Origin of the sequence: Halopseudomonas maritima (assembly GCF_021545785.1) — a bacterium.
Lineage (GTDB): Bacteria > Pseudomonadota > Gammaproteobacteria > Pseudomonadales > Pseudomonadaceae > Halopseudomonas > Halopseudomonas maritima.
On sequence record NZ_CP079801.1, the window covers coordinates 2,226,319 to 2,248,270 of the forward strand.

The 21,952-nt window shown below is 62.9% G+C and carries 17 protein-coding genes; 3 read left to right on the forward strand and 14 right to left on the reverse strand.

From position 1 onward, the window contains the following. Positions 1-131: 131 nt before the first annotated feature. Positions 132-3,245, reverse strand: coding sequence for an efflux RND transporter permease subunit (locus HV822_RS10260; protein ID WP_238869895.1), 3,114 nt, complete (start codon positions 3,243-3,245; stop codon positions 132-134). Next, positions 3,242-4,480, reverse strand: coding sequence for an efflux RND transporter periplasmic adaptor subunit (locus HV822_RS10265; RefSeq protein WP_238869896.1), 1,239 nt, complete (start codon positions 4,478-4,480; stop codon positions 3,242-3,244). Before HV822_RS10265 ends, HV822_RS10260 begins: the two co-directional genes overlap by 4 nt. A gap of 231 nt (positions 4,481-4,711) precedes the next feature. Between HV822_RS10265 and HV822_RS10270 the strand changes: the two genes are divergently transcribed. Beyond that, positions 4,712-6,418: a long-chain-fatty-acid--CoA ligase gene (locus HV822_RS10270; protein WP_238869897.1), complete on the forward strand. Its 1,707-nt coding sequence runs from the start codon at positions 4,712-4,714 to the stop codon at positions 6,416-6,418. Positions 6,419-6,437: 19 nt separating this feature from the next. Here HV822_RS10270 and HV822_RS10275 read toward each other — a convergent pair whose 3' ends face one another. Then, entirely contained in the window at positions 6,438-8,060 is a 1,623-nt protein-coding gene (locus tag HV822_RS10275) for a methyl-accepting chemotaxis protein (RefSeq protein WP_238869898.1), read from the reverse strand. A gap of 254 nt (positions 8,061-8,314) precedes the next feature. On the opposite strand from HV822_RS10275, the gene HV822_RS10280 reads away from it, so the two are divergent. Next, positions 8,315-9,286: a calcium/sodium antiporter gene (locus HV822_RS10280; protein WP_238869899.1), complete on the forward strand. Its 972-nt coding sequence runs from the start codon at positions 8,315-8,317 to the stop codon at positions 9,284-9,286. A 95-nt stretch (positions 9,287-9,381) separates the two neighbouring features. Continuing rightward, positions 9,382-10,095 (forward strand): VC0807 family protein, encoded by a 714-nt coding sequence (locus HV822_RS10285; RefSeq protein WP_238869900.1) that lies wholly within the window; start codon positions 9,382-9,384, stop codon positions 10,093-10,095. A gap of 241 nt (positions 10,096-10,336) precedes the next feature. Here the strand turns inward: HV822_RS10285 and HV822_RS10290 are convergent, their stop codons facing one another. The 11 genes from HV822_RS10290 to HV822_RS10340 form a co-directional block, all read right to left on the reverse strand. Beyond that, positions 10,337-11,461, reverse strand: coding sequence for an aminotransferase class V-fold PLP-dependent enzyme (locus tag HV822_RS10290; RefSeq protein ID WP_238869901.1), 1,125 nt, complete (start codon positions 11,459-11,461; stop codon positions 10,337-10,339). Positions 11,462-11,612: 151 nt separating this feature from the next. Then, positions 11,613-12,119, reverse strand: coding sequence for a DUF4334 domain-containing protein (locus HV822_RS10295; protein ID WP_238869902.1), 507 nt, complete (start codon positions 12,117-12,119; stop codon positions 11,613-11,615). A 44-nt stretch (positions 12,120-12,163) separates the two neighbouring features. Next, positions 12,164-12,769, reverse strand: a complete 606-nt coding sequence (locus tag HV822_RS10300; protein ID WP_238869903.1) for a TetR/AcrR family transcriptional regulator — start codon at positions 12,767-12,769, stop codon at positions 12,164-12,166. A 172-nt stretch (positions 12,770-12,941) separates the two neighbouring features. Continuing rightward, the gene (locus HV822_RS10305; RefSeq protein ID WP_238869904.1) at positions 12,942-13,808 is read right to left on the reverse strand and encodes an ABC transporter permease subunit; all 867 of its coding nucleotides are present in this window, start codon (positions 13,806-13,808) and stop codon (positions 12,942-12,944) included. Next, positions 13,805-14,704 (reverse strand): ABC transporter permease subunit, encoded by a 900-nt coding sequence (locus tag HV822_RS10310; RefSeq protein WP_238869905.1) that lies wholly within the window; start codon positions 14,702-14,704, stop codon positions 13,805-13,807. Before HV822_RS10310 ends, HV822_RS10305 begins: the two co-directional genes overlap by 4 nt. Beyond that, a complete protein-coding gene (locus tag HV822_RS10315; protein ID WP_238869906.1) occupies positions 14,701-15,837 on the reverse strand; it encodes an ABC transporter ATP-binding protein in 1,137 nt (378 codons plus the stop codon). The genes HV822_RS10310 and HV822_RS10315 overlap by 4 nt, the downstream gene beginning before the upstream one ends. A 131-nt stretch (positions 15,838-15,968) precedes the next feature. Beyond that, positions 15,969-17,072: a polyamine ABC transporter substrate-binding protein gene (locus HV822_RS10320; RefSeq protein ID WP_238869907.1), complete on the reverse strand. Its 1,104-nt coding sequence runs from the start codon at positions 17,070-17,072 to the stop codon at positions 15,969-15,971. A gap of 102 nt (positions 17,073-17,174) precedes the next feature. Beyond that, positions 17,175-18,269, reverse strand: coding sequence for an extracellular solute-binding protein (locus HV822_RS10325; protein WP_396265156.1), 1,095 nt, complete (start codon positions 18,267-18,269; stop codon positions 17,175-17,177). Positions 18,270-18,380: 111 nt separating this feature from the next. Further along, on the reverse strand, positions 18,381-19,745 hold the full coding sequence (locus HV822_RS10330; RefSeq protein WP_238869909.1) for an aspartate aminotransferase family protein: 1,365 nt from the start codon (positions 19,743-19,745) through the stop codon (positions 18,381-18,383). 59 nt (positions 19,746-19,804) lie between these two features. Continuing rightward, positions 19,805-21,151 (reverse strand): glutamine synthetase family protein, encoded by a 1,347-nt coding sequence (locus HV822_RS10335; RefSeq protein WP_238869910.1) that lies wholly within the window; start codon positions 21,149-21,151, stop codon positions 19,805-19,807. Positions 21,152-21,158: 7 nt separating this feature from the next. Next, positions 21,159-21,914, reverse strand: coding sequence for a gamma-glutamyl-gamma-aminobutyrate hydrolase family protein (locus HV822_RS10340; protein WP_238873585.1), 756 nt, complete (start codon positions 21,912-21,914; stop codon positions 21,159-21,161). Positions 21,915-21,952 lie beyond the last annotated feature (38 nt).

Genomic DNA, 21,952 nt, shown 5'->3' on the forward strand with positions numbered 1-21,952 from the left:
CCTCCAGCCTCCAGCCTCCAGCCTCCAGCCTCCAGCCTCCAGCCTCCAGCCTCCAGCCTCCAGCCCCAAAACAAAACCCGGCACCAAGGCCGGGTTTGCTTGTAGCTTGTAGCTTGCAGCTGGCGGCCGCCCTAGGCGGCCGCTCTCCGCTCTTTCCACCCCTCCAGTATCGACAGCAGCGCTGGCACCACCAGCAGTACCAGCAGGGTCGAGAAGCCCAGGCCGAAGGCGATGGAGGTGGCCATTGGAATCAGGAACTGCGCCTGCAGGGATGTCTCGAACAGCAGCGGCAGCAGGCCGCCGATGGTGGTCAGGGAGGTCAGCAGGACGGCGCGTACACGCTGCACCACAGCCTCGTTAAGAGCGTCGTTGACGGCCAGGCCGCGGCGCCGCTGGTCCTGATAAAAGCTGACCAGAATGATCGAGTTGTTGACCACGATGCCGGACAGGCCGAACAGGCCGAACAGCGACAAGATGGTCAGGTTCAGGCCCATCAGCCAGTGCCCCAGCAAAGCACCCACCAGTGCCAGCGGGATGACCGACATGACGATCAGCGGCGTGCTCCAGGAGGAGAACACCCAGACCAGCACCGCGTACATCAGCAGCAGGCCGATCAACAGGCCGTCGCGCATGTCGGCGAGTGTTTCCTGCTCGTCCACCGAGCGACCCTCGAAGCTGTAGCGCACGTTGTAGCGGCTGGCCAGCGCAGGCAGCTCGCGGCCGATGGCGTCGAGCACCTGGCGCGGCGTGGCCTGACTGGCGTCGATATCGGCGGTCACGTCAGTTGCCAGCTGGGCGTCGGCATGGCGCAGGGCCTCAAAGCCCTGATTGGAGCTGAACTGTACCACCTGGCGCAGCGGCACGAAGCGGCCGTCGTCCAGCCGAATGGTCAGCTCGCCCAGGCTGGCCAGGCTTTCGCGCTCGGCCCTTGGCAGCTGCACGCGCACTTCGATTTCATCGCGCTTGTGCTGATAGATCTGCGCCAGACGGCCGTCGTAGGCGGCGCGCAGTTGGTTACCCACGCTTTCGATGCTCAGCCCCAGTGCCTGCCCGTAGGGCGTCAGGCTGTAGACCAACTGCTCACGGCCCCAGGCCATGTCGTCATCGGTGCTGACTACGCCCTCGATGCTGGCCAGCGCGACCGACAGTGCGTCGGCCGCCTCTTTGAGCTGCTGCGGGTCGGCGCCGGTCAGGCGGATGTCGACGTCCTTGCCGGGCGGGCCGCTTTGCTGTTCGGTGATGTTGATGCGGTCGACACCGGGCGGCGTCTGGATTCGGCTCTGCCACTCGCGGATGAATGCCAGGTTGCGCACGTCCCGGTGATCGGGTGACACCAGCTCGACCAGAATCGAGCCCAGGTTGTCCCCCCGCCGCGCCACGCCGTCATCACCGATGACCTCGCCTTCGCGGGTCAGGGCGGTGAGAATCAGCTCGCCGCCGAGGGCTTGCTCGGTCTCATCCAGGGTCTGCTCCAGGTGGCGCATGAAGCTGACCATGCTGTCGCGCGGCGTGCCTGCCACGAAGCTGGCGTTGGCGTACAGCACCTGCGGCTCCGGAGTGGGGAAGAAGCTGAACCCGATACGGCCGCTGCCGAGCAGGCCGGCGGTGACAATAACGCTGACCAGTGCGCAGGCCAGGGTGGTGCCGCGCTGCTGCAGCGCGTTTTGTGACAGGCGGCGGAATGGCCCTTCGCGGAACTGGTCGAAGCGTCGGTCGAAGGCATGACGCACGCTATCCACCCGCTCGCTCAGGTTGGCCAGCTTGCCCGGTACGCGCACGCTGGTCGGACGGAAGGCGCCCCGCAGGTGGTGCGGCAGCACCACAAAGCACTCAAGCAACGAGGCGATGAGGACGCAGATCATCACTACCGGGATGTCGCCCAGGATGTTGCCGAAAATGCCGCCGACCATCAGCAGCGGCATAAAGGCGGCGATGGTGGTCAGCGAGGAGGCGACCACCGGCCAGAGCATGCGCTTGGCGGCGCCCTCGGAGGCGCGTTCGGACGCTTCGCCACTGCGGTGGTGGGCATCGGCGTCTTCGCCTACCACGATGGCATCGTCAACGATCACCCCCAGCGCCATGATCAGGGCAAACAGCGAGATCATGTTGATCGAGCCGCCGATGAACCAGAACACCGCCATCGCTGCCATGAAGGCGGTGGGGATGCCAACGGAGACCCAGAGCGCGACCCGCGCCGGCAGGAACAGGTACAGCAGGATAAGCACCAGCACCAGGCCGCTAAGACCGTTGTTGACCAGCAGGCGGATGCGGTCGTCGATTAACTGCCAGGCCTGATCGTAAACGTGAATATTCAGCTGTGGCGGCAGGGTGGGGCGCACCTCTTGCAGCCAGTCATTGAGTATCTGCGCCGACTCCAGCGAGTCGCCGTCTTCGCTGCGTTGCAGCGCCAGCTCGACCGCCGGCTGTCCGTCGTAGCGCAGCAGTACCTGATTGCGGCGCGGTTCCTGGCGGATATCGGCGATATCGCCGAGGCGCAGATGGCTTTCGCCGCCGGGGTGCAGCGGAATGTTGGCAAAGCCCTGCGGGTCCCGGCGCTGGCCGATGGCACGCAGTTCACGGGCCGAGTCCTGTTCGCCGGCCTGGCCGGCCGGCAGGTCGCGTGACTCGGCATTGACCCGGTCGGCGAGCTGATTCAGCGACAGGCCCAAGCGCTGCAGCTCGGCGTTGGGCACCTCGATGCTGACCTGCTGCTCGGGCAGCCCGCCGACCACGATACGTTCGATCCCGTGGTCCAGCAGGTCGTCCTCAAGCCGGTTGGCCATGGTGCGCAGTTCGTGTGGCTCAAAGGGGCCATACAGCAGCAGCGTGGCGATAGGGTCGTAGTGGGCGACGCGCACCACCTCGGGCTTCTCGGCCGCCGCAGGCAGGTTACGGAATTCGTCCACCTGCTGGCGCGCATCGTCCAGCGCGATGATCGGGTCGGTGCCCTCGCGGAATTCCAGGGTGATACTGGAGACGCCCTGGGCCGAGGTGGAGGTCATGCTTTTGAGGTTTTGCAGGCTGCGCAGGCGCTGTTCCAGCGGAATGGTGATGGCCTGCTCCACGTCCTCGGCGGCTGCACCGTTCCAGATCACCCGCACGGTCACAAAGTCGAGAGCAAAGGTCGGAAAGAACTGGATGTTCATGCGCGACAGACCCAGCACGCCGCCCATCAGCATGACCAGCATCAGCAGGTTGGCGGCAACCTTGTGGCGAACAAAAAAGCCCAGCGGCCCACTGTTCATTGCGCCGGCTCCGGCTCAGTGCTGTCGACCTTGAGGCCGGAGATGGCATTGGGCAGGTGCGTTATCACGATGGGCATGCCGCTTTGCAGCTGGCTGGAGCGCACCAGCACTCGGCGTTGCCCGCTGGCGTCGCGGGTTTCACCAACCTGCTCTACGGCAATAGCCTGCAGCCGGCCGTCGTTCAGGGTGTACACCGTGTTGTTGCCATAGAGCGCGCTGTAGGGCAGGGCGACGCTGTCGTCGCGGCTTGGCCGCGCGACGCTGATGGCCATGAGGTTGCCCAGGCGCAGGTCGACACGGGGGTTCTCGACCCGGAACAGCGCCTCGATACCGCTGGCGTCGGCCTGCCCGGCGATGCGCGTCAGGGTCAGCTCAAGGGGTGGCTGCACATCCAGGCTGCGGGCTTCGAGCTGCTGGCCTTCGTTCAGCGCGTTGATAAAGTCCTGGCTGTGAATCTGCGGTACCAGCGCGCGCAGCTCCATGCCGTCCAGCGGATAGAAGTCCAGCAGCGACGCATTGGCGCCTACCTGGTCGCCGACCGCTACCTGAACACTGCCGACTACGCCATCAAAGGGGGCGACAAAGCGGCTGCGCTCGGCGTCGCGCAGGGTGCTGTCGAGTGCCGCTTCGGCGCGCTCCACGCGTGCCTGCTGGGCGGCCAGGCGGGAGGGGTGAACGGTCAGGCTGCGCTTGCGGTTGGCGACGGTCAGCGCGGCGCGGTCGAGCACGTCCTGGGCATTGTCCAGCTCCACCGCAGGCACCATCTGTCGCTCGACCAGCTGCTGCATGCGCTCCAGCGCCTTGCGCGCGTTCTCTTCCAGGCGCTGTTCCATGCGCAGCGCCTGCTGGTCGGCGTCGTTGGCCAGCTTTTCACTCTCCAGCTGCGCCTTGGCATCGGCCAGCTCGGCGCGTGCCTGGGCGATCCGCGGTTGAATGTCGGCGTCATCCAGGGCAATCAGCAGCTCGCCCTGTTTGACGCTGGCGCCGTCGTTCGCCGGCAGGGCGGCAATGCGCCCGGCCAGCGGGGCGACCACGGTGAAGCGGCGTGGCGATTCGAGCTGGCCGTACAGCGTCAGCCGAGGCTGGAAGGCATCCGGACTGATGGTCTCGGTGGCGACACGCCAGGCACGCTCCTGTGAGCCAACCGGCTCGGGCTGGTCGCGGGTAACACGCAGGATAATGAAGATGACAATCCCGACCAGAACGATCACTGCGGGCGTAAGACGTTTGCGCATGGCTGGTTCTCAGTTTCCGAGCCTGTATGGGTTGGCTTGCCTGTATAGCCTGTGCTGCGAACAGCCGCAATAGCTGCCTGTGCCTGAGCGCTGACTCTGGGGCAGGTTTGTCTCTATGGTGAACCATATACGCAATGGATAGGCGTTTTCCTTCGCGCGCTTTCCGGCTACCGTCAGCGGACAACAACAATTCGTCCCGGAGAGCGCCGGGGCGCGGTTTGGAGGCGTGCTGTGACTACTCAACGGCGTTGGCTGAAGTCGTACCCAGAGGACATCAACTGGGAGCTGGACCACACTGCCGAGGCGGTGCCGGCTCTGCTGGACGCAGCGGTGGCGGAGTTTCCGGATAACCCGGCCATCGACTTTTTCGGTAACAAAATGCGTTATCGCGAGCTGGGCGAGAAAGTTGCCCAGTTTGCCCGCGGCCTGCAGCAGATTGGCGTAGGCCCCGGTGTGCACGTGGGGTTGTACCTGCCCAACTGCCCGCATTACTTCATTGCGTTTCTCGGTGTGTTGCGCGCCGGCGGTGTGGTGGTCAACTACTCGCCGCTGGATGCCGAACGCACCCTGGAGCACAAGATCGAGGACAGCCAGACCGACGTCATGGTCACCCTCGGCCTTGAAGCCTTCTATCCGCGCATGGTCAGTCTGATGGCGCGCACGCGCCTGCGTCACCTGGTCATCGGCGAGCTGACCGAGTTTTGTCAGCAGCCCAGTGATGAGCAGCGTCAGCTGCTGGGGCCGCAGGCCCAGGTCAACTGGGGGGCGGACTGCAGCCGCTTTGCTGAGCTGCTGGACAACGATGGCGACTATCAGCGTCACCCGCTCGATAACCCGGCGGACGCGCTGGCAGTGCTGCAATACACCGGCGGCACCACCGGCGTGCCCAAGGGTGCGATTCTGACCCACGGCAATATCACAGCGTCCTGCGCGCAGCTGCGGGAGGTGCTCAATTCGGCCATCGTGCCGGGCCAGGAGCGCGTGCTGGCGGTGCTGCCGCCGTTCCATATCTATGCGTTGATGGTCAACATGATTTTCGGTCTGCGCGCCGCTGCCGAGCTGTACCTGCATCCGCGCTTTGATGTGCCGACGGTGCTGCGCGAGATCAGCCAGAGCCGGATTACCACCTTCCCGGGCGTGCCGACCATGTTCATCGGTCTGCTGGCCCATCCGCAGACCGCCGAACACGACCTGACCTCGCTGAAAATGTGTAACTCCGGCGGTGCCCCGTTGCCGGTGGAGGTCCAGCAGCAATACATGGCGCGCTCTGGCTGTGCGTTGCGTGAAGGCTGGGGCATGACCGAGACCACCACCAGCGGCACCTTTAACCCGCGTGATGCCGCGCCTCGTCCGGGCTCCTGCGGTATCCCCGTACCCGGCGCGGAGATCCGCATTCTGCCGCTGGATGGCAGCGAAACCGAGCTGCCGGCCGGTGAACGTGGCGAGGTGTGCATCAAGGGGCCCAATATCACGGCGGGCTACTGGAAGCGGCCTGACGCCACGGCCGAGGCGATGACCAGCGAGGGTTTCCTGCGCACCGGGGATATCGGCTACATGGACGAGGATGGCTATGTTTTCATCGTCGATCGCACCAAGGACATGATCTTGTGCAGCGGTTACAACGTGTACCCGCGCACCATTGAAGAGGCGATCTACGAGTACCCGGGGGTCGAGGAGGTGTCTGTGATCGGCGTGGCCGATGCCTACCGCGGGCAGGCGCCCAAGGCCTTTATCAAGCTGAAGGCGGGTGCCGAGACGTTTGACTTCGAGACCTTGCAGGCCTTCTTGTCGTCACGGCTGGGTAAGCACGAGCGACTGGCCGCGATGGAGATTCGCCCTGAGTTGCCCAAGACGCCGGTCGGCAAGCTGTCCAAGAAGGAGCTTTACGAGGAAGAGCGTCAGCGCCAGGCGAGCGCCGCGAGTGCGGCGACCGCCTGAGCTGAGACAGACGCGCTGATCAGGCCGACAGACGCCCGGTCAGCGTACCCAGCTCGCCAGACAGCTCGTGCAGTGTCTGGCTGGCGCGGGAGGTGCTGTCGACTTCTTTCTGGTTGGCCGCAGCAATATCGGTGATTTCGGTAATGTTGCGGCTGATGTCCTCGGCCACGCTGGTCTGCTCGTCGGCGGCGGTAGAAATCTGCCGGTTCATGTCGCGTACCGCCTCGATGGCCTGGGTGATCTGCTGCAGACGCTCGCCGGCCTGGTTGACCTGCTGCATGCTGTTTTCGCTTTGCGCCTGACCGCTGGCGATGGCCTTGACCGCTTCGCCGGCGCCGGTCTGCACATCGTTGATGATCTGCTGGATTTCCGAGGTCGACTCGGCGGTGCGCTGGGCCAGGGTGCGTACCTCGTCGGCCACCACGGCAAAGCCCCGGCCTGCCTCGCCTGCGCGGGCGGCTTCAATGGCCGCATTGAGGGCCAGCAGGTTGGTCTGCTCGGCAATCCCCTGAATCACATCCAGCACCTTGCCAATACGCGTACTGTCGCCTTCCAGGCGCTGAATCACGTCGGTGGTGTGGTTGATCTGTTGCAGCATTGCCTGCATGGCCGCAATGGTCTGCTGCATCACGGCGGCGCTCTGCTGGGCGTTGTTGTCGGCGTCGTCGGCGGCATGGGCCGCTTCGGCGGCGTGCTGCGCGACCTGTACGGCGGACGCTGACATTTCCTGCATCGCGGTGGCCACCTGGTCGGTGCGCGAGAACTGGTCGCGGCTGCCCTGGGCCATACGGGTGGCAATGGTGTTCAGCTCGCCGCTGGCGCGATCCAGCTCGCCGGTACTGCGCTTGAGCTGGCCAAAGGTGCTCTCAAGAAAGTCGCGTAGCTGGTTGGCGGCGCGGGCCAGGGTGCCCAGCTCGTCGTGGCGGTGGCTGTTGACCGGCTGGCCGAGGCGGCCCTGGCTCAGTTGCTCAATCTGCCGTATCAGGTGGGTGATCGGGTTGACCAGGCGACGCTCCACCAGCCACTGGCTCAGTACGCCGATCAGGACGGCGGCGACACAGAGGCTGACCAGCCCGATCCACATGGCGCTGTTAGCGGCCTGGTGAATCTGTGTGCTTTGTGCCTGCGCCTGCTGATTGAGGCGCACGGCAAGATCACTCAGGTGCTCGCTGAAGTCCCGGTCAATGCCGCGCGCGGCCTGATCGCCCGCAGTGGGGTCCATGCCGGCAGATTCAAAGGCTCGCAGGCTAGTGCGGTAGGCGGTGCCAAGCGCCTGGTGCTCCTGCACCAGCTGACGGGCCTCGGCCTGCTGGGCGCTGTCGATGTCCAGTGCGGCGATGGCCTGCAGGGTGGTCTGCACGTCTGCCTCGGCCTGTTTAAACTGGTTCCAGTACTTGCTGCGATCGGCGTTGTCGCTGCCGCGCAACAGCACGTTCTTCCATTCCTGCACCTGGGTCTTGAACTCCAGGTTGGCGCGGTTGATCAGGCTCGCGCTGGCTAGCGGACGGTCCAGCAGCCCCTGATAATTACGGACGCTGCCGGCCAGCGTCAGGGTGATGATGAGGGCAACCAGCAGCATCAGAGCGAGGCTGCCGAGCATGAGCGCCAGTGTTTGCTGGCGCAGGGAGCGGTTGATGGCCATGTTCGTACCTTTGGGGGTGCGTACCGGATGGTCCTTCATGCCGGAGGGTGAGGGGTGTTGGCAGCGGCACCGGGCGGGTGGCGAGTCTGAATGCTCGCCCGTCGCGCCAGGGTGCGTTGAGCTGTGCCGGTATTATCGGCTTTGCGCGGAAAATCTGAATCTTTTTGTCACGACTGCGTATGGGCGATGCTGTCACCGTGCGGGCCTTTCATTGATAATGGGCGCCGTTTTTCATTTTGCACAGGAATCTGAACATGCTGTTGGCACTTGCCGCCGTTATTGCCGGTTTGGCTCTGTTGGTGTGGAGCGCAGATCGCTTCGTGGATGGCGCGTCAGCGACGGCGACCCACGCCGGCATGCCGCCGCTGCTGATCGGTATGCTGATCATCGGCTTTGGCACCTCCGCGCCGGAAATGGTGGTCTCGGCGCTGGCCGCCGGGCAGGGCAATCCGGGGCTCGCGCTGGGCAACGCCTATGGTTCGAACATCACCAATATCGCATTGATCATCGGTCTGGTGGCGATCATCAGCCCGATCAAGGTGCACTCCCAGGTGCTGCGCAAGGAGTTGCCGATTCTGCTGGGCGTGACCCTGCTGGCCGGCTATCAGTTGCTGGACGGCAGCCTGTCGCGCAACGATGCCTGGGTGTTGCTGGGGGCGTTCTTCCTGCTGATGGGCTGGTCCATCGTTGAGGGTATGCGCAGCAAGGACGATGCCCTTTCCGGAGAGTACGCCGAGGAAGTGGCCAGCCACGCCATGCCACTGAACAAGGCGCTGTTCTGGCTGATTTTGGGGCTGGTGCTGCTGATTGCCAGCTCGCGTCTGCTGGTCTGGGGCGCTGTCTATATCGCCGAAGGGCTGGGTGTCAGTGACCTGATCATCGGTTTGACTATTGTGGCGATTGGCACCTCGCTGCCGGAGCTGGCCTCATCGCTGGCCGCGATTCGCCGCAACGAGCACGATCTGGCGCTGGGTAACGTGATTGGCTCGGGCCTGTTCAACACCCTCGCGGTGGTGGGTATCGCCGCCGGTATCGCGCCGCTGGCGGTGGAGCCGGTGGTGCTGTATCGCGACTGGGTGGTGATGTTTGCTCTGACCTTCGTGCTGCTGGTCATGGGTATTGGGCGCATGGGCAAGCAGGGCACCATCTCCCGTTTCAACGGCGTGCTGCTGCTGGCAACCTACGTCGGCTATACCGCTTATCTGGTTAGCACCATGCTGACCTGAGCTGTCAGTGCATGGTCGCTGGCGCACCGCTGGGAGCGGAGCGCCAGCCTGTGTATGATGGCCCTTTCCCGTCGCCAGAGACCCTTTGCCCCGCCATGTCTGATGCCCATCCTGCTCCTGCGCAGCACAAGCCGCGTCCGTTGATCGACCTGCTGGTCAGCATCATCATCCCGTCGATCATTCTGATGAAACTCAGCGGTGAAGCGCAGCTGGGCGCCGCCAATGCGCTGATCCTGGCGCTGGCGCTGCCGGTTGGCTGGGGCCTGTTCGAGCTGGTGCAGTACCGCAAGTTCAACTTTATCGCGGCGCTGGGCGTGGTCAGCGTGCTGCTGACCGGCGGGATTGGCCTGCTGCAGCTGGATAACAAGTGGCTGGCCATCAAGGAGGCTGCGGTGCCGGGGGTGCTCGGGCTGGCGGTACTGATCTCCACCCGTACCCGCTATCCGCTGATTCGCACCATGCTCTACAACGAAAAGGTGATCAATGTCGCCCTGGTGCAGGAGCGCCTGCAGCAACGGGGGCAGGTGGACATATTCAACCTGCGGCTGTTGCGTGCCACCTACTTTCTGGCCGGCACCTTCTTCTTTTCCTCGGCAATGAACTACATCCTGGCCAAGTGGATTGTCACCAGTCCGGCCGGCACCGAAGCGTTCAACGAGCAGCTGGGCCAGCTGACCCTGGTCAGCTACCCGATGATCGCCATTCCCTCAATGGTGATGATGATGGGCATCCTCTTCTACCTCTGGCGCACCATCCACGGCCTCACCGGGTTGGGGATGGAGGAGATTATGGCGCAGCAGAAGGGCTAGCGACGCTAGCCAGCCGCAAGCCGCAAGCCGCAAGCTTCAAGCAAAACCCGCACGGTGTTCAGTCGTGCGGGTTTTCTTTTGGCTGCATGGGGGGGCACGCAGTGGTAGATGGCGTCAGCAGAACTGCATGCTGCGCGGCAGCCAATCCCGGCGCACAAACAAAACCCGGCATCGAGACCGGGTTTGCTTGTAGCTTGCCGCTTGTGGCTTGTCGCTGCTTTTACCGCTGCGTTTACCGCGCCTACAGCGCAGCAAAAGCCTCTCTCAGCGTGGCGACGGTGCGCTCGGGGTTGTGCAGCTTGTCTAGGCCGAACAGGCCCAGGCGGAAGGTTTTGAAGCCTTCTGGCTCGTCACACATCAGCGGTACGCCGGCGGCGGTCTGCAGGCCGAGGGGGGCGAAGGCCTTGCCGCTCTGGATGGCGTCGTTATCGGTATAGCTGACCACCACGCCCGGCGCGCCAAACCCGTCGGCGGCAACGCTTTTGTAGCCCAGCTCCTGCATCAGGCCGCGTACTGCAGTACCGAGGGCCAGCTGCTCCTGCTTGACCTTGTCGAAGCCGTAGTCGCGGGTTTCCAGCATGGTGTCGCGGAACGCCTTGAGGGCGTCGGTGGGCATGGTGGCGTGGTAAGCGTGACCACCATTTTCGTAGGCCTGCATGATTTGCCGCCATTTCTTCAGGTCGGCGGCAAAGCTGTTGCTGGTGGTTTGCTCCAACACCTGCTCGGCACGCTCGCTGAACATCACCAGTGCGCTGCACGGCGAGGCGCTCCAGCCCTTCTGCGGCGCGCTGATCAGCACGTCGATACCGCAGGCCTGCATGTCGACCCAGACCGTGCCGGAGGCAATGCAGTCCAGCACGAACAGGCCGCCAACCTCGTGCACGGCATCAGCTACGGCGCGCAGGTAGTCGTCGGGCAGGATGATGCCGGCAGCGGTTTCAACGTGCGGGGCGAACACCAGGTCGGGCTTGCTGGCGCGGATCTCGGCAACCACCTGGTCGATCGGCGCGGGTGAAAAGGCCGGTTGCTGGCTGTTGTCAGACTTGGCAGCCTTGAGCACCACTTCGTTGGCCGGGATGCGGCCCATCTCGAAGATCTGGCTCCAACGGTAGCTGAACCAGCCGTTGCGGATGACCAGACACTGCTTGTCCTGGGCGAACTGACGGGCAACTGCCTCCATGCCGTAGGTGCCGCCGCCGGGAACCACCGCAACCGCGTGGGCGTTGTAAACGCTCTTGAGCGTTGTGGAAATGTCGCGCATGACCTGCTGGAAGGTCTGGGACATGTGATTGAGCGAGCGGTCGGTGAAGACAACTGAGTATTCGAGCAGGCCTTCAGGGTCGATGGCAGGGACCAGTTTGGACACGGGGTTTCTCCAGACAGGTGACAGGAAAACGCCGGCAAAGCCGGCGTTGATGTGCCGCCCATGCTACCCCGATTCAGAGCCGCGCGCAGTGCAGAAAAGCGGCGAATTGTTAAGGAGGCGCGGATTCATTCCGCCTGCGCCGGCACTATTGTTATTGCGCGTCGCGCGTCAGGTGAAAGAAAAACTCCAGCGGCTTGCCCTTGATGTCGCCCAGGCCGATGACCAGGTCATCGTTGACCTTGCGGAAGTAGTCGATAATCGGCTGCTGGTCATAGATCAGCGCCGCCGATACCCTGCCGCCAAAGACCATCTCGCGGATCTGCGCGCGGCCAAGCTTGTCGTAGTTTTGCAGGGCGCCGTCCGGGCCGGGATAGAGGATGGGCTCAACGTCGTTGACGCTGGTGAAGCGCTTGCCGTACCAGTTCAGCGGGTCCGGCTCGGCACCGCCGTCAAACTTGCCGCCGCGCCAGGTGCCCAGCATGAGCTCCAGGCTGACCGGCTCCAGTTGTTTGAACAGCGGCATCAGGGTCTCGGCCGGGTAGGCTTCGCCGCTGTTGATCATCTGCACAAAGCGCTCTTCGGCCTCGCCGGCCAGCGCGCCGGTGCTGAGCGCTGCGTCCAGGCCCGGCGCACTCAGGGTTGGTGCTGTCTTGTTCATCGTTGCTGCCTCGTCGTGTCAGTGACGCAGCAGGACGTTCGAGGTCAGCCGGTCAGCATCGACCAGCACGTGGTGCAGGCGGCATCCAGATCGGCCTGTTCCAGCGTCAACAGGCCCTCGCGCTCGCACTTGATCAGGTTGGCAAAGCAACCCCAGACCATGGCCATCAGTACCTCGGCGCGCAGGTCGCTGCGATACACCCCTTGAGCCTGATAATCCCGGTATTGGCTGACCAATGGCGCAAAAAACCGCTGCTCCAGTTGCCGGCTTTCGCTGTCCAGGTAGGGGCGATGGTCCTGCATTTCCAGAAACCGGTAGGTATCCGGGTGTTCGCGGCTGTAGCGGATCATCCGTTGCCAGACCAGGCGAAACTGCGCCTCGGCATCCAGGGTGCGATCCAGCCCATCGAACAGCAGGTCACGCTTGAACTGCCGCTGCTCGCGGAACAGCTGGTTGACCAGAACGTCCTTGCTGCTGAAGTAGCGATAGATGGTGCCGGTACCCACGCCGGCCTTGTTGGCCAGCGCAGGCATGGGAACACCGTTGACGCCACCCTCGGCAAACACCGCCAGGGCAGCACGCAGAATGGCCGACCGCTTGTCCTTGATGCGTGGACGGGCGTTGGGCTTGGGGCGTGTCGGAGTTGTCATCTGCGCATTCTAGTCACTATCGCCGAAGGCTGAACAGTGCCCGTGAGGATGCTGCGCAACCATGCAGAATGAATGTTCATTCTGTATGGTTAGCCTAACCTGCGCCGCAGGGTGTTGCCAAGAGGGGGGGGGAGCGGGCAGCTGGGCAGGCCGTGAGGCCTGCCCAGTGTTTTCAGTTACGACGGCTGTCGATGACGGCCTGCCAGGTGATGGCCTCTTCCTCGGCAGGTGGTTGGCTGCGGCGCTTTTCGGCGCTGCGAGCGATCAACCAGCCGATCAGGGTAAAGACCGACACCGCCAGCAGAATCAGACTGGCAACCGCGTTGATTTCGGGCTTCACGCCAAGGCGCACGGCGGAGAAGACTTCCATCGGCAGGGTGGTGGAGCCGGGGCCGGAGACGAAACTGGCCAGTACCAGGTCGTCCAGCGACAGGGTAAAGGACAGCAGCCAGCCCGCCGCGATCGAGGGGGCAATCATCGGCACGGTGATCAGCAGGAAGGTTTTCCACGGCCGCGCACCGAGATCCATCGCCGCTTCTTCAACCGACTGATCCAGCTCGCCCAGACGGCCGCTGACCACCACCGCGACGTAGGCAGTACAGAAGGTCACGTGGGCGATCCAGATGGTGACCATGCCGCGCTCAGCGGGCCAGCCGACCAACTGCGCCATGGCTACAAACAGCAGCAGCAGCGACAGACCGGTGATCACTTCCGGCATGACCAGCGGCGCAGTCACCAGCCCGGAGAACAGGGTGCGGCCACGGAAGCGCTTGATGCGGGTCATCACAAAGGCGGCCAGGGTGCCCAGCGCCACCGCCGCGGTGGCGGTGAAGAAGGCGATCTGCAGACTGCGTTTGACCGAGTTCATCAACTGGGTGTTGTCCAGCAGGCCAACGTACCAGTGCACCGACCAGCCGCCCCAGACGGTAACCAGGCGCGAGGCGTTGAACGAGTAGATGACCAGAATAATCATCGGCAGATAGATGAAGATCAGGCCCAGCCAGAGCATGACGGTGGAGAAGGAGGGACGCTTGCTCATGACTTCTTCTCCATTTCCTTGGCTTGGTTGTAGTGGAACAGCGCCAGCGGCACGATCAGGATCACCAGCATGACAATCGCCAGCGCCGAGGCTACCGGCCAGTCGCGGTTATTGAAGAATTCCTGCCACAGCACCTTGCCGATCATCAGGGTTTCCGGGCCGCCCAGCAGTTCGGGAATCACGAACTCGCCGACCACCGGGATAAACACCAGCATGGAGCCAGCGATGATGCCGGTTTTGGACAATGGCACGGTGATGCTCCAGAACGCCTTGATCTTGCCGGCGCCCAAATCCATGGCGGCTTCCAACAGGCTGTGGTCGTGCTTGACCAGGTTGGCGTACAACGGCAGCACCATGAACGGCAGGTAGGCGTAGACCACGCCGATGTAGACCGCAGTGTTGGTGTTGAGAATCTGCAGTGGTTCGCTGATCAGGCCGAGGCCCATGAGCACCGAGTTGAGCAGGCCGTTGTTGCTGAGAATGCCCATCCAGGCGTAGACGCGGATGAGGATGGCGGTCCAGGTCGGCATCATCACCAGCAGCAGGTAGACCAGCTGCTTTTCCTTGGGCGCACGGGCGATGGCGTAGGCCATCGGGTAGCCCAGCAGCAGACAGATCAGGGTCGAGAAGAAGGCGATCTTCAGCGAGCCCAGATAGGCCGACAGGTAGAGGCCGTCCTGGCTGAGGAAAATGTAGTTGCCGAGGTTCAGCGCGACATTGAGTTTCTGCTCGACGTACTGAAAGATCGGCTGATAGGGAGGAATGGCGATCGCGGCTTCCGAGAAGCTGATCTTCAGCACGATGGCGAAGGGCAGCAGGAAGAACAGGAACAGCCACAGGTACGGGACGCTGATGACCCAGAAGCGCCCGGGCGGTGTCAGGCGTGGCATTTTCATGAGTGTAGAATGACCCCGCTGTCGTCATCCCAGCTGATGTACACCTCGTCGTCCCAGGTGGGACGGGGCAGCCGGCGTTCGGAGTTGGCAAAGAAGGCCTGCACCAGCTTGCCGCTGTCGAGCTTGATGTAATACACCGAGTGGCCGCCCAGGTAGGCGATATCGTGTACCACACCGTGGGAACTGTTGTGCTCGCCCTCGGGCTTCTCGGCGCTGACCCAAACCTTTTCCGGGCGCAGGGCGTAGATGATGTTCTTGTCCTGGGCGCGGGTGGTGATGCCGTGGCCGACGTAAATCGGTTTGTCCAGGCAGTCACACTGAATGATCGCGTGGTCTTCCATGTCGGCGGTGATCTCGCCTTCAAAGATATTCACGCTGCCGATGAACTCGGCAACATGACGGCTGACCGGGCTCTCGTAGATATCCATCGGTGTGCCGACCTGGGCAATCCAGCCCTGATGCATGATGGCGATGCGCTGGGCCATGGTCATGGCCTCTTCCTGGTCGTGGGTCACCATGATGCAGGTCACGCCAACCCGCTCGATGATTTCGACCAGTTCCAGCTGCATCTGGGTACGCAGTTTCTTGTCCAGCGCGCCCATGGGTTCGTCCAGCAACAGTACTTTGGGGCGTTTGGCCAGCGAGCGGGCCAGGGCAACGCGCTGACGCTGGCCGCCGGACAGTTGATCCGGCTTGCGGCGAGCGTACTCGGTCATGTGTACCAGCTTGAGCATTTCCTTCACGCGCGCATCAATCTCGGCCTTGGGCAGCTTGTCCTGCTTGAGGCCAAAGGCGATGTTCTGCTCGACCGTCATGTGCGGAAACAGCGCGTAGGACTGGAACATCATGTTGATCGGGCGCTCATACGGCGGCAGGTCAGTTATGTCCTGGCCGTCCAGCAGCACGCGGCCCTCGCTGGGGCGTTCAAAGCCGGCAAGAATGCGCAGCAGCGTTGATTTGCCTGAGCCCGAGCCGCCAAGCAGGGCGAAGATTTCGCCACGGTTGATGCTCAGGCTGACGTCATCGACTGCCAGCGCCTCGTCGAAGCGCTTGCTGATGCGCTCAATCTTCACAAAATCATTGGGCTCGGCCTTGGCCATCGCCTGTTTCATGGCTCCTGCTGCACCAACCATAGGTCTCTCCGAATATCATTCCACCGCTGCGGTCTTGGCCGCATGCTTGCATTGGGACAGGTGCCGGGCACCCGTCGGATTGGCTACTGCCGATTCAACAAGGGGCTGTCCGCAGACAGCCCCTTGGGGTATTACCGACCGGACTTGATGCGGCTCCAGGTGCGGGTCATCAGGCGCTGCGCCGACATGGGGCGCGGCACGTTGACGTACAGACGCTCAAGCACTTCGTCAGTCGGGTAGATAGCCGGGTCGTTGCGGATTTCCGGGTCAACCAGTTCGTCAGACGCCTTGTTCGGGTTGGCGTAGGCGACGTAGTCGGTAATCGGTGCAATCACGTCCGGACGCATGATGTAGTTGATGAAGGCGTGGGCGTTGTCGGCGTTCGGCGCATCCTTGGGAATGGCCATCATGTCGAACCACAGGGCGGTGCCTTCTTTCGGAATGATGTAGTTGATGTCGACACCGTTCTCGGCTTCCTCGGCGCGATAGGCTGCCTGGAAAACATCGCCGGAGTAGCCGGCGGCTACGCAGATGTCGCCGTTAGCCAGATCGGAGATGTAGCGCGAGGAGTGGAAATAGGTAATGTGCGGGCGCACGGCCAGCAGCAGTTCTTCAGCCTTTTTCAGGTCGTCGGCGTTGGTGCTGTTCGGGTCCAGGCCCAGATAGCTGAGCGCGGAGGGCAGCATCTCGTCGGCGGAGTCGAGCATGGTCAGGCCGCAGCTGCTTAGCTTGCTGGCGTACTGCGGATCGAAGATCAGGGCCCAGGAGTCCAGCGGGGCGTCGTCACCCAGCACTTCCTTCACCTTGTCGACGTTGTAGCCAATGCCGTTGGTGCCCCACAGGTAGGGGATGGAGTGCTTGCTGCCCGGGTCGATGCTTTCCATCTGCTTCATCAACTCGGGGTTGAGGTTGCTCATGTTCGGCAGCTTGCTGTGGTCCAGCTCCATGTAAACGCCGGCCTGCACCTGCTTGGTCAGGAAGTTGTTGGTGGGCACCACGATGTCGAAGCCGGAATTGCCGGTCAGCAGCTTGGCGTCGACCACCTCGTTGGCGTCGTACACGTCGTAGGTGACCTTGATGCCGGTTTCCTGCTCGAAGTTGGCAATGGTGTCTTCGGCGATATAGTCCGACCAGTTATAGATATTCAGCTTGCCCTCGGCTTGCGCAGTCACGGCGCTACCCAGCAGGGTGGCCGTGGTCAGGGCGAGCAGTGACCGGTGCATGGATTGCTTCATGGTGTCTCCTAAAGGCAGAGGTGCCTGAGGTAAGTAGTGCTGTTGATCTGGCCGGCGCAGGGGGACTGCGGCCGGCCGTTTGTTATTACCGTCTTGTCTGCGTTACTGGCCGGATTTCACGCGCGTCCAGACGCGGGTCCGGGTGCGCTCGATGTTGGCCGGCAGCTCCGCCAGAGTAAAGAGTTTGGCCAGGGTCTCGTCGCTGGGATAAACGCCCGGGTCGGTGAGCACGCTTTCGTCAATCATCGGCTTGGACGCCTGGTTGCCGTTGGCGTAGGCCACGTAGTTGGAGATCTCGGCGATCACCTCGGGGCGCAGAATATAATCCATAAACGCATAGGCGTTATCGACATTTTTAGCGTCCTTGGGAATGGCCATCATATCGAACCACATGGCGGCGCCTTCCTTGGGAATCACGTACTTTACTTCGACCCCGTTGTCCGCTTCGTCGGCGCGCGCGGCGGCCTGCAGAATGTCGCCGGACCAGCCCACTGCGACGCAGATATCGCCGTTAGCCAGGTCGGTGATGAACTTGGAAGAATGGAAGTAGGTGATGTGCGGACGTACGCTCATCAGCAGCTCCTGCGCCTTGGGATAGTCCTCCGCGCTGCCGCTGTTAGGGTCCAGGCCCAAATAGAAGAGGGCAGAGGGGATGATCTCGGCCGGCGCATCCAGGAAGGCGACGCCGCAGGAGGCCAGCTTCTCCATATTCTCCGGTTTGAACACCAGGTCCCAGGAGTTGACCGGCGCATCGTCACCCAGCACGGCCTTGACCTTCTCCGGGTTGTAACCGATGCCGGTGGTGCCCCACAGGTAGGGGAAGGCGTACTGGTTGCCCGGGTCGTTGGTTTCCAGTGCGCGTAGCAGGGTCGGGTCCAGGTGTTGCCAGTTTGGCAGCTTGCTGCGGTCCAGTGGCATGAAAGCGCCGGCCTTGATCTGCTTGCCCAGGAACTGGTTGGAGGGCACCACAATGTCGAATCCGGAACTGCCCGAAAGCAGCTTGGCTTCCAGTACCTCGTTGCTGTCGAACACGTCATAGATCGGGCGAATGCCGGTAGCCTCCTGGAAGTTGGCCAGGGTGTCCTCGGCAATGTAGTCCGACCAGTTGTAGACGTTAACCACCTCTTCTGCCTGCGCCGCTGCGCTGATAGATACAGCCGTCGCAGTCGCCAGCAGTGTCTTGCCCAGATGCTTCATCATCGTTTCAACTCTCCATCCATTGTTTGGAAACGCGGTGGTGGGGCGCGGGTGGCGCCCCGACGCAGTCAAGCGCCTTATGGCCAGCATAGCCGCTGGCCACAAGGCGTGTCAGACGCCCAGTTGCTCGGCCACCTGATCCAGCACTGTCCAGGCCTTGTCGACCAGTTCGTCGATCTCGCTGCGGCTGATGACCAGCGGCGGCGACATGATCATGGTGTCACCCACCGCGCGCATCACCAGACCGTTGGCGACACAGAGATCGCGACACAAGGTGCCGACGCTGCCCTTGTCCGGGAAGCGTTCCCGGGTGGCCTTGTCTTTGACCAGCTCGATGGCGCCGAGCAGGCCTACACCGCGTACTTCACCGACCAGGCGATGCTCTGCCAGGCCGGCGATTTTCTCTTGCAAATACGGTGCCGCTTCTTCGCGAACATACTCGACGATCTTTTCGTCGCGCATGATGCGCAGGTTTTCCAGGCCAACGGCAGCCGAGGCCGGGTGCCCGGAATAGGTGTAGCCGTGATAGAACTCGCCGCCGTGCTCGACCATGGTCTCGACCACGCGATCACTGACAATCACGCCGCCCATCGGCAGGTAGCCGGAGGTCATGCCCTTGGCGATCGGCATCAGGTCGGGCTTGAGATCGTAGTGCTGGCTGGCGAACCACTGGCCGGTGCGACCGAAGCCGCAGATCACTTCATCGATCACCAGCAGGATCTCGTACTTGGCCAGGATGCGCTTGATCTCCGGCCAGTAGGTGTCCGGCGGAATGATCACGCCGCCAGCGCCCTGGATCGGCTCGGCAATAAAGGCGCCGACCTGGTCGATGCCCAGCTCCTGGATCTTGGCTTCGAGCTGCTGCGCGGCCCAGATGCCGAACTCGTCCGGCGACATGTCACCGCCCTCGCCGTACCAGTACGGCTGCGGGATGTGCACGATGCCAGGAATCGGCAGGTCACCCTGCTCATGCATCGCCGACATGCCGCCGAGGCTGGCACCGGCTACGGTAGAACCGTGGTAACCGTTGACGCGGCCGATGATGGTTTTCTTGCCGGGCTTGCCCTTGAGATCCCAGTAACGGCGCACCATGCGCAGCACGGTGTCGTTGGACTCGGAGCCCGAGCCGGTGAAGAACACATGGTTCATGTGCTCGGGGGCGACCTCGGCAATCGCCTTGGCCAGCTCGATGGCCGGCGGGTTGGTGCACTGAAAGAAGCTGTTGTAGTAGGGCAGCTTGAGCATCTGCTGGTACGCCGCCTCGGCCAGCTCGGTGCGGCCGTAGCCGATATTCACACACCACAGGCCAGCCATGCCGTCGAGCACCTTGTTGCCCTCACTGTCCCACAGGTAGACCCCCTCGGCGCGCTCGATGATGCGCGTGCCACGCTCGCCCAGCTCCTTGTGGTCGGTAAAGGGGTGCAGGTAATGGGCGGCGTCCATGGCTTGCAGGGCGGCGGTATTATGTGTGCTCATGCGGTACTCCGATATCCGTAAGGTCCTGCCGGGGCAGCGACAATGGTTGGGGCTGGGTGTCAGACCGACAACAGCAGGAACTCGCGTTCCCAGGAGCTGATCACCCGTTTGTAGTTTTCGTGCTCGGCGCGTTTGACGGCGACATAGCCGCGGCAGAACTTGCTGCCCAGCACCGCTTCCACATCGCGACACTGCTCCATGCGTTCCAGCGCCGACTCGATGGTCAGCGGCAGGCGCAGGTTGCGGCGCTCATAGGCGCGACCCTTGACGGGCGCCGAGGGAGAAATCTGGTTTTCCATGCCCAGGTAGCCGCACAGCAGACTGGCGGCGATGGCGATGTAGGGGTTGGCATCGGCGCCCGGCAGGCGGTTCTCCACGCGCCGGTTCTGCGGGCTGGAGTCCGGCACGCGCAGGCCGGCGGTGCGGTTCTCTTCGCCCCATTCCACGTTCACCGGGGCCGAGGTATCCGGCAGGAAGCGGCGGAACGAGTTGACGTTGGGCGCGAACAGCGGCAACACCTCGGGGATGTAGCGCTGCAGGCCGCCGATGTGCTGCAGGAACAGCTCGCTCATGCTGCCGTCTTCATTGGAGAAGATGTTCTTGCCGGTCTTGGTATCAACGATGCTCTGGTGCAGGTGCATGGCGCTGCCCGGCTCGTTGGTGATCGGCTTGGCCATAAAGGTGGCGGTCATGTCGTGCTTGAGCGCTGCCTCGCGCATGGTGCGCTTGAACACCTGGATCTGGTCGGCCAGGTGCAAGGGGTCGCCATGACGGAAGTTGATTTCCATCTGCGCGGTGCCTTCTTCGTGGATCAGCGTGTCCAGATCCAGGCCCTGGGCCTCGCACCAGTCATACATATCCTCGAACAGCGGGTCGAACTCGTTGGCGGCGTCAATGGAGAACGACTGACGGCCGGTTTCCTGGCGGCCGGAACGGCCAATCGGCGGCTGCAGCGGCAGGTCCGGGTCTTCGTTGCGGCGGGTCAGGTAAAACTCCATTTCCGGCGCAACAATCGGTTTCCAGCCTTTCTTCTGGTACAGCTTGAGGACGGTCTTCAGCACGTTGCGTGGCGACATCTCGATGGGGTTGCCCATCTTGTCGAAGCAATCGTGGATGATCTGTGCGGTCGGCTCCAGCGCCCACGGCACGGTGAACATGGCGGTTTCGTCCGGCTTGCAGATCATGTCGATGTCCGCCGGGTCGAGCAGGTCGTAATAGATGTCGTCTTCTACATAGTCGCCGGTCACCGACTGCAACAGAATGCTCTCGGGCAGGCGCATGCCTTTTTCCGAGATGAATTTCATGGTCGGTGCGATCTTGCCGCGAGCGATGCCGGTCAGGTCGCTGACCATGCATTCCACTTCGGTAATCTTGTTTTCTTTCAGCCAGCTTTCAATCTTGTTCATAACCGCCTCAGGGTTGCCGCGACGCACGGGCCCGGCAGGCGTTGCCGAACGCCTGGAAAATCGACAGGTAGAGCGCGTTGCTACGGACCTGCCATTCGGGGTGCCACTGTACGCCGAGTGCGAATTGGGTTGCCTGGCTGACCGAGAAGGCCTCGATCAGTCCATCGGGTGCTGTCGCTTCAGGCTGCAGACCGGCTGCCAGTGTAGCTACTCCCTGGGTATGCAGGGAATTGACCTGGGCCGAACTGCAGCCTGCGATCTGGTGAAGCAACCCCCCGGGCTCAAAGCGAACCTCATGGGCCGGGCCGTACTGAACCTCGACCGGCTGTGTCTTGTCTTCGCGGTGTTCGATATATCCGCCCACCTCATACAGGCGCTGGTGCAGGGTGCCGCCGAAGGCCACGTTCATTTCCTGAAAGCCGCGGCAGATGCCAAGCACCGGCACACCCTGATCGATTGCCTGACGGATCAGCGGCAGGGTGGTGGCGTCGCGCTTGGGGTCATGTTTGGTGCCGTCGGCGCTCGCCGGGCCCTGGTAATGGTGAGGCTCTACGTTGGAGGGTGAGCCGGTGAACAGAATGCCGTCCAGCATCGTCAGCAGCTGTGCGCTGTCCAGGCGCTCGCCCAGGGCTGGAATCAACAGCGGCAAACCATCTGCGCCGTCAACGACGCCGAGAATGTACTTCTCGCCAACAATGTTGAATGGGTGGAGACCGAGCTGCTCGGAGCAGCAGACGATACCGATGACGGGCTTGCGAGCGATGGACATTGACTGTCTTCCAGATGATCCAGTTCGAATGG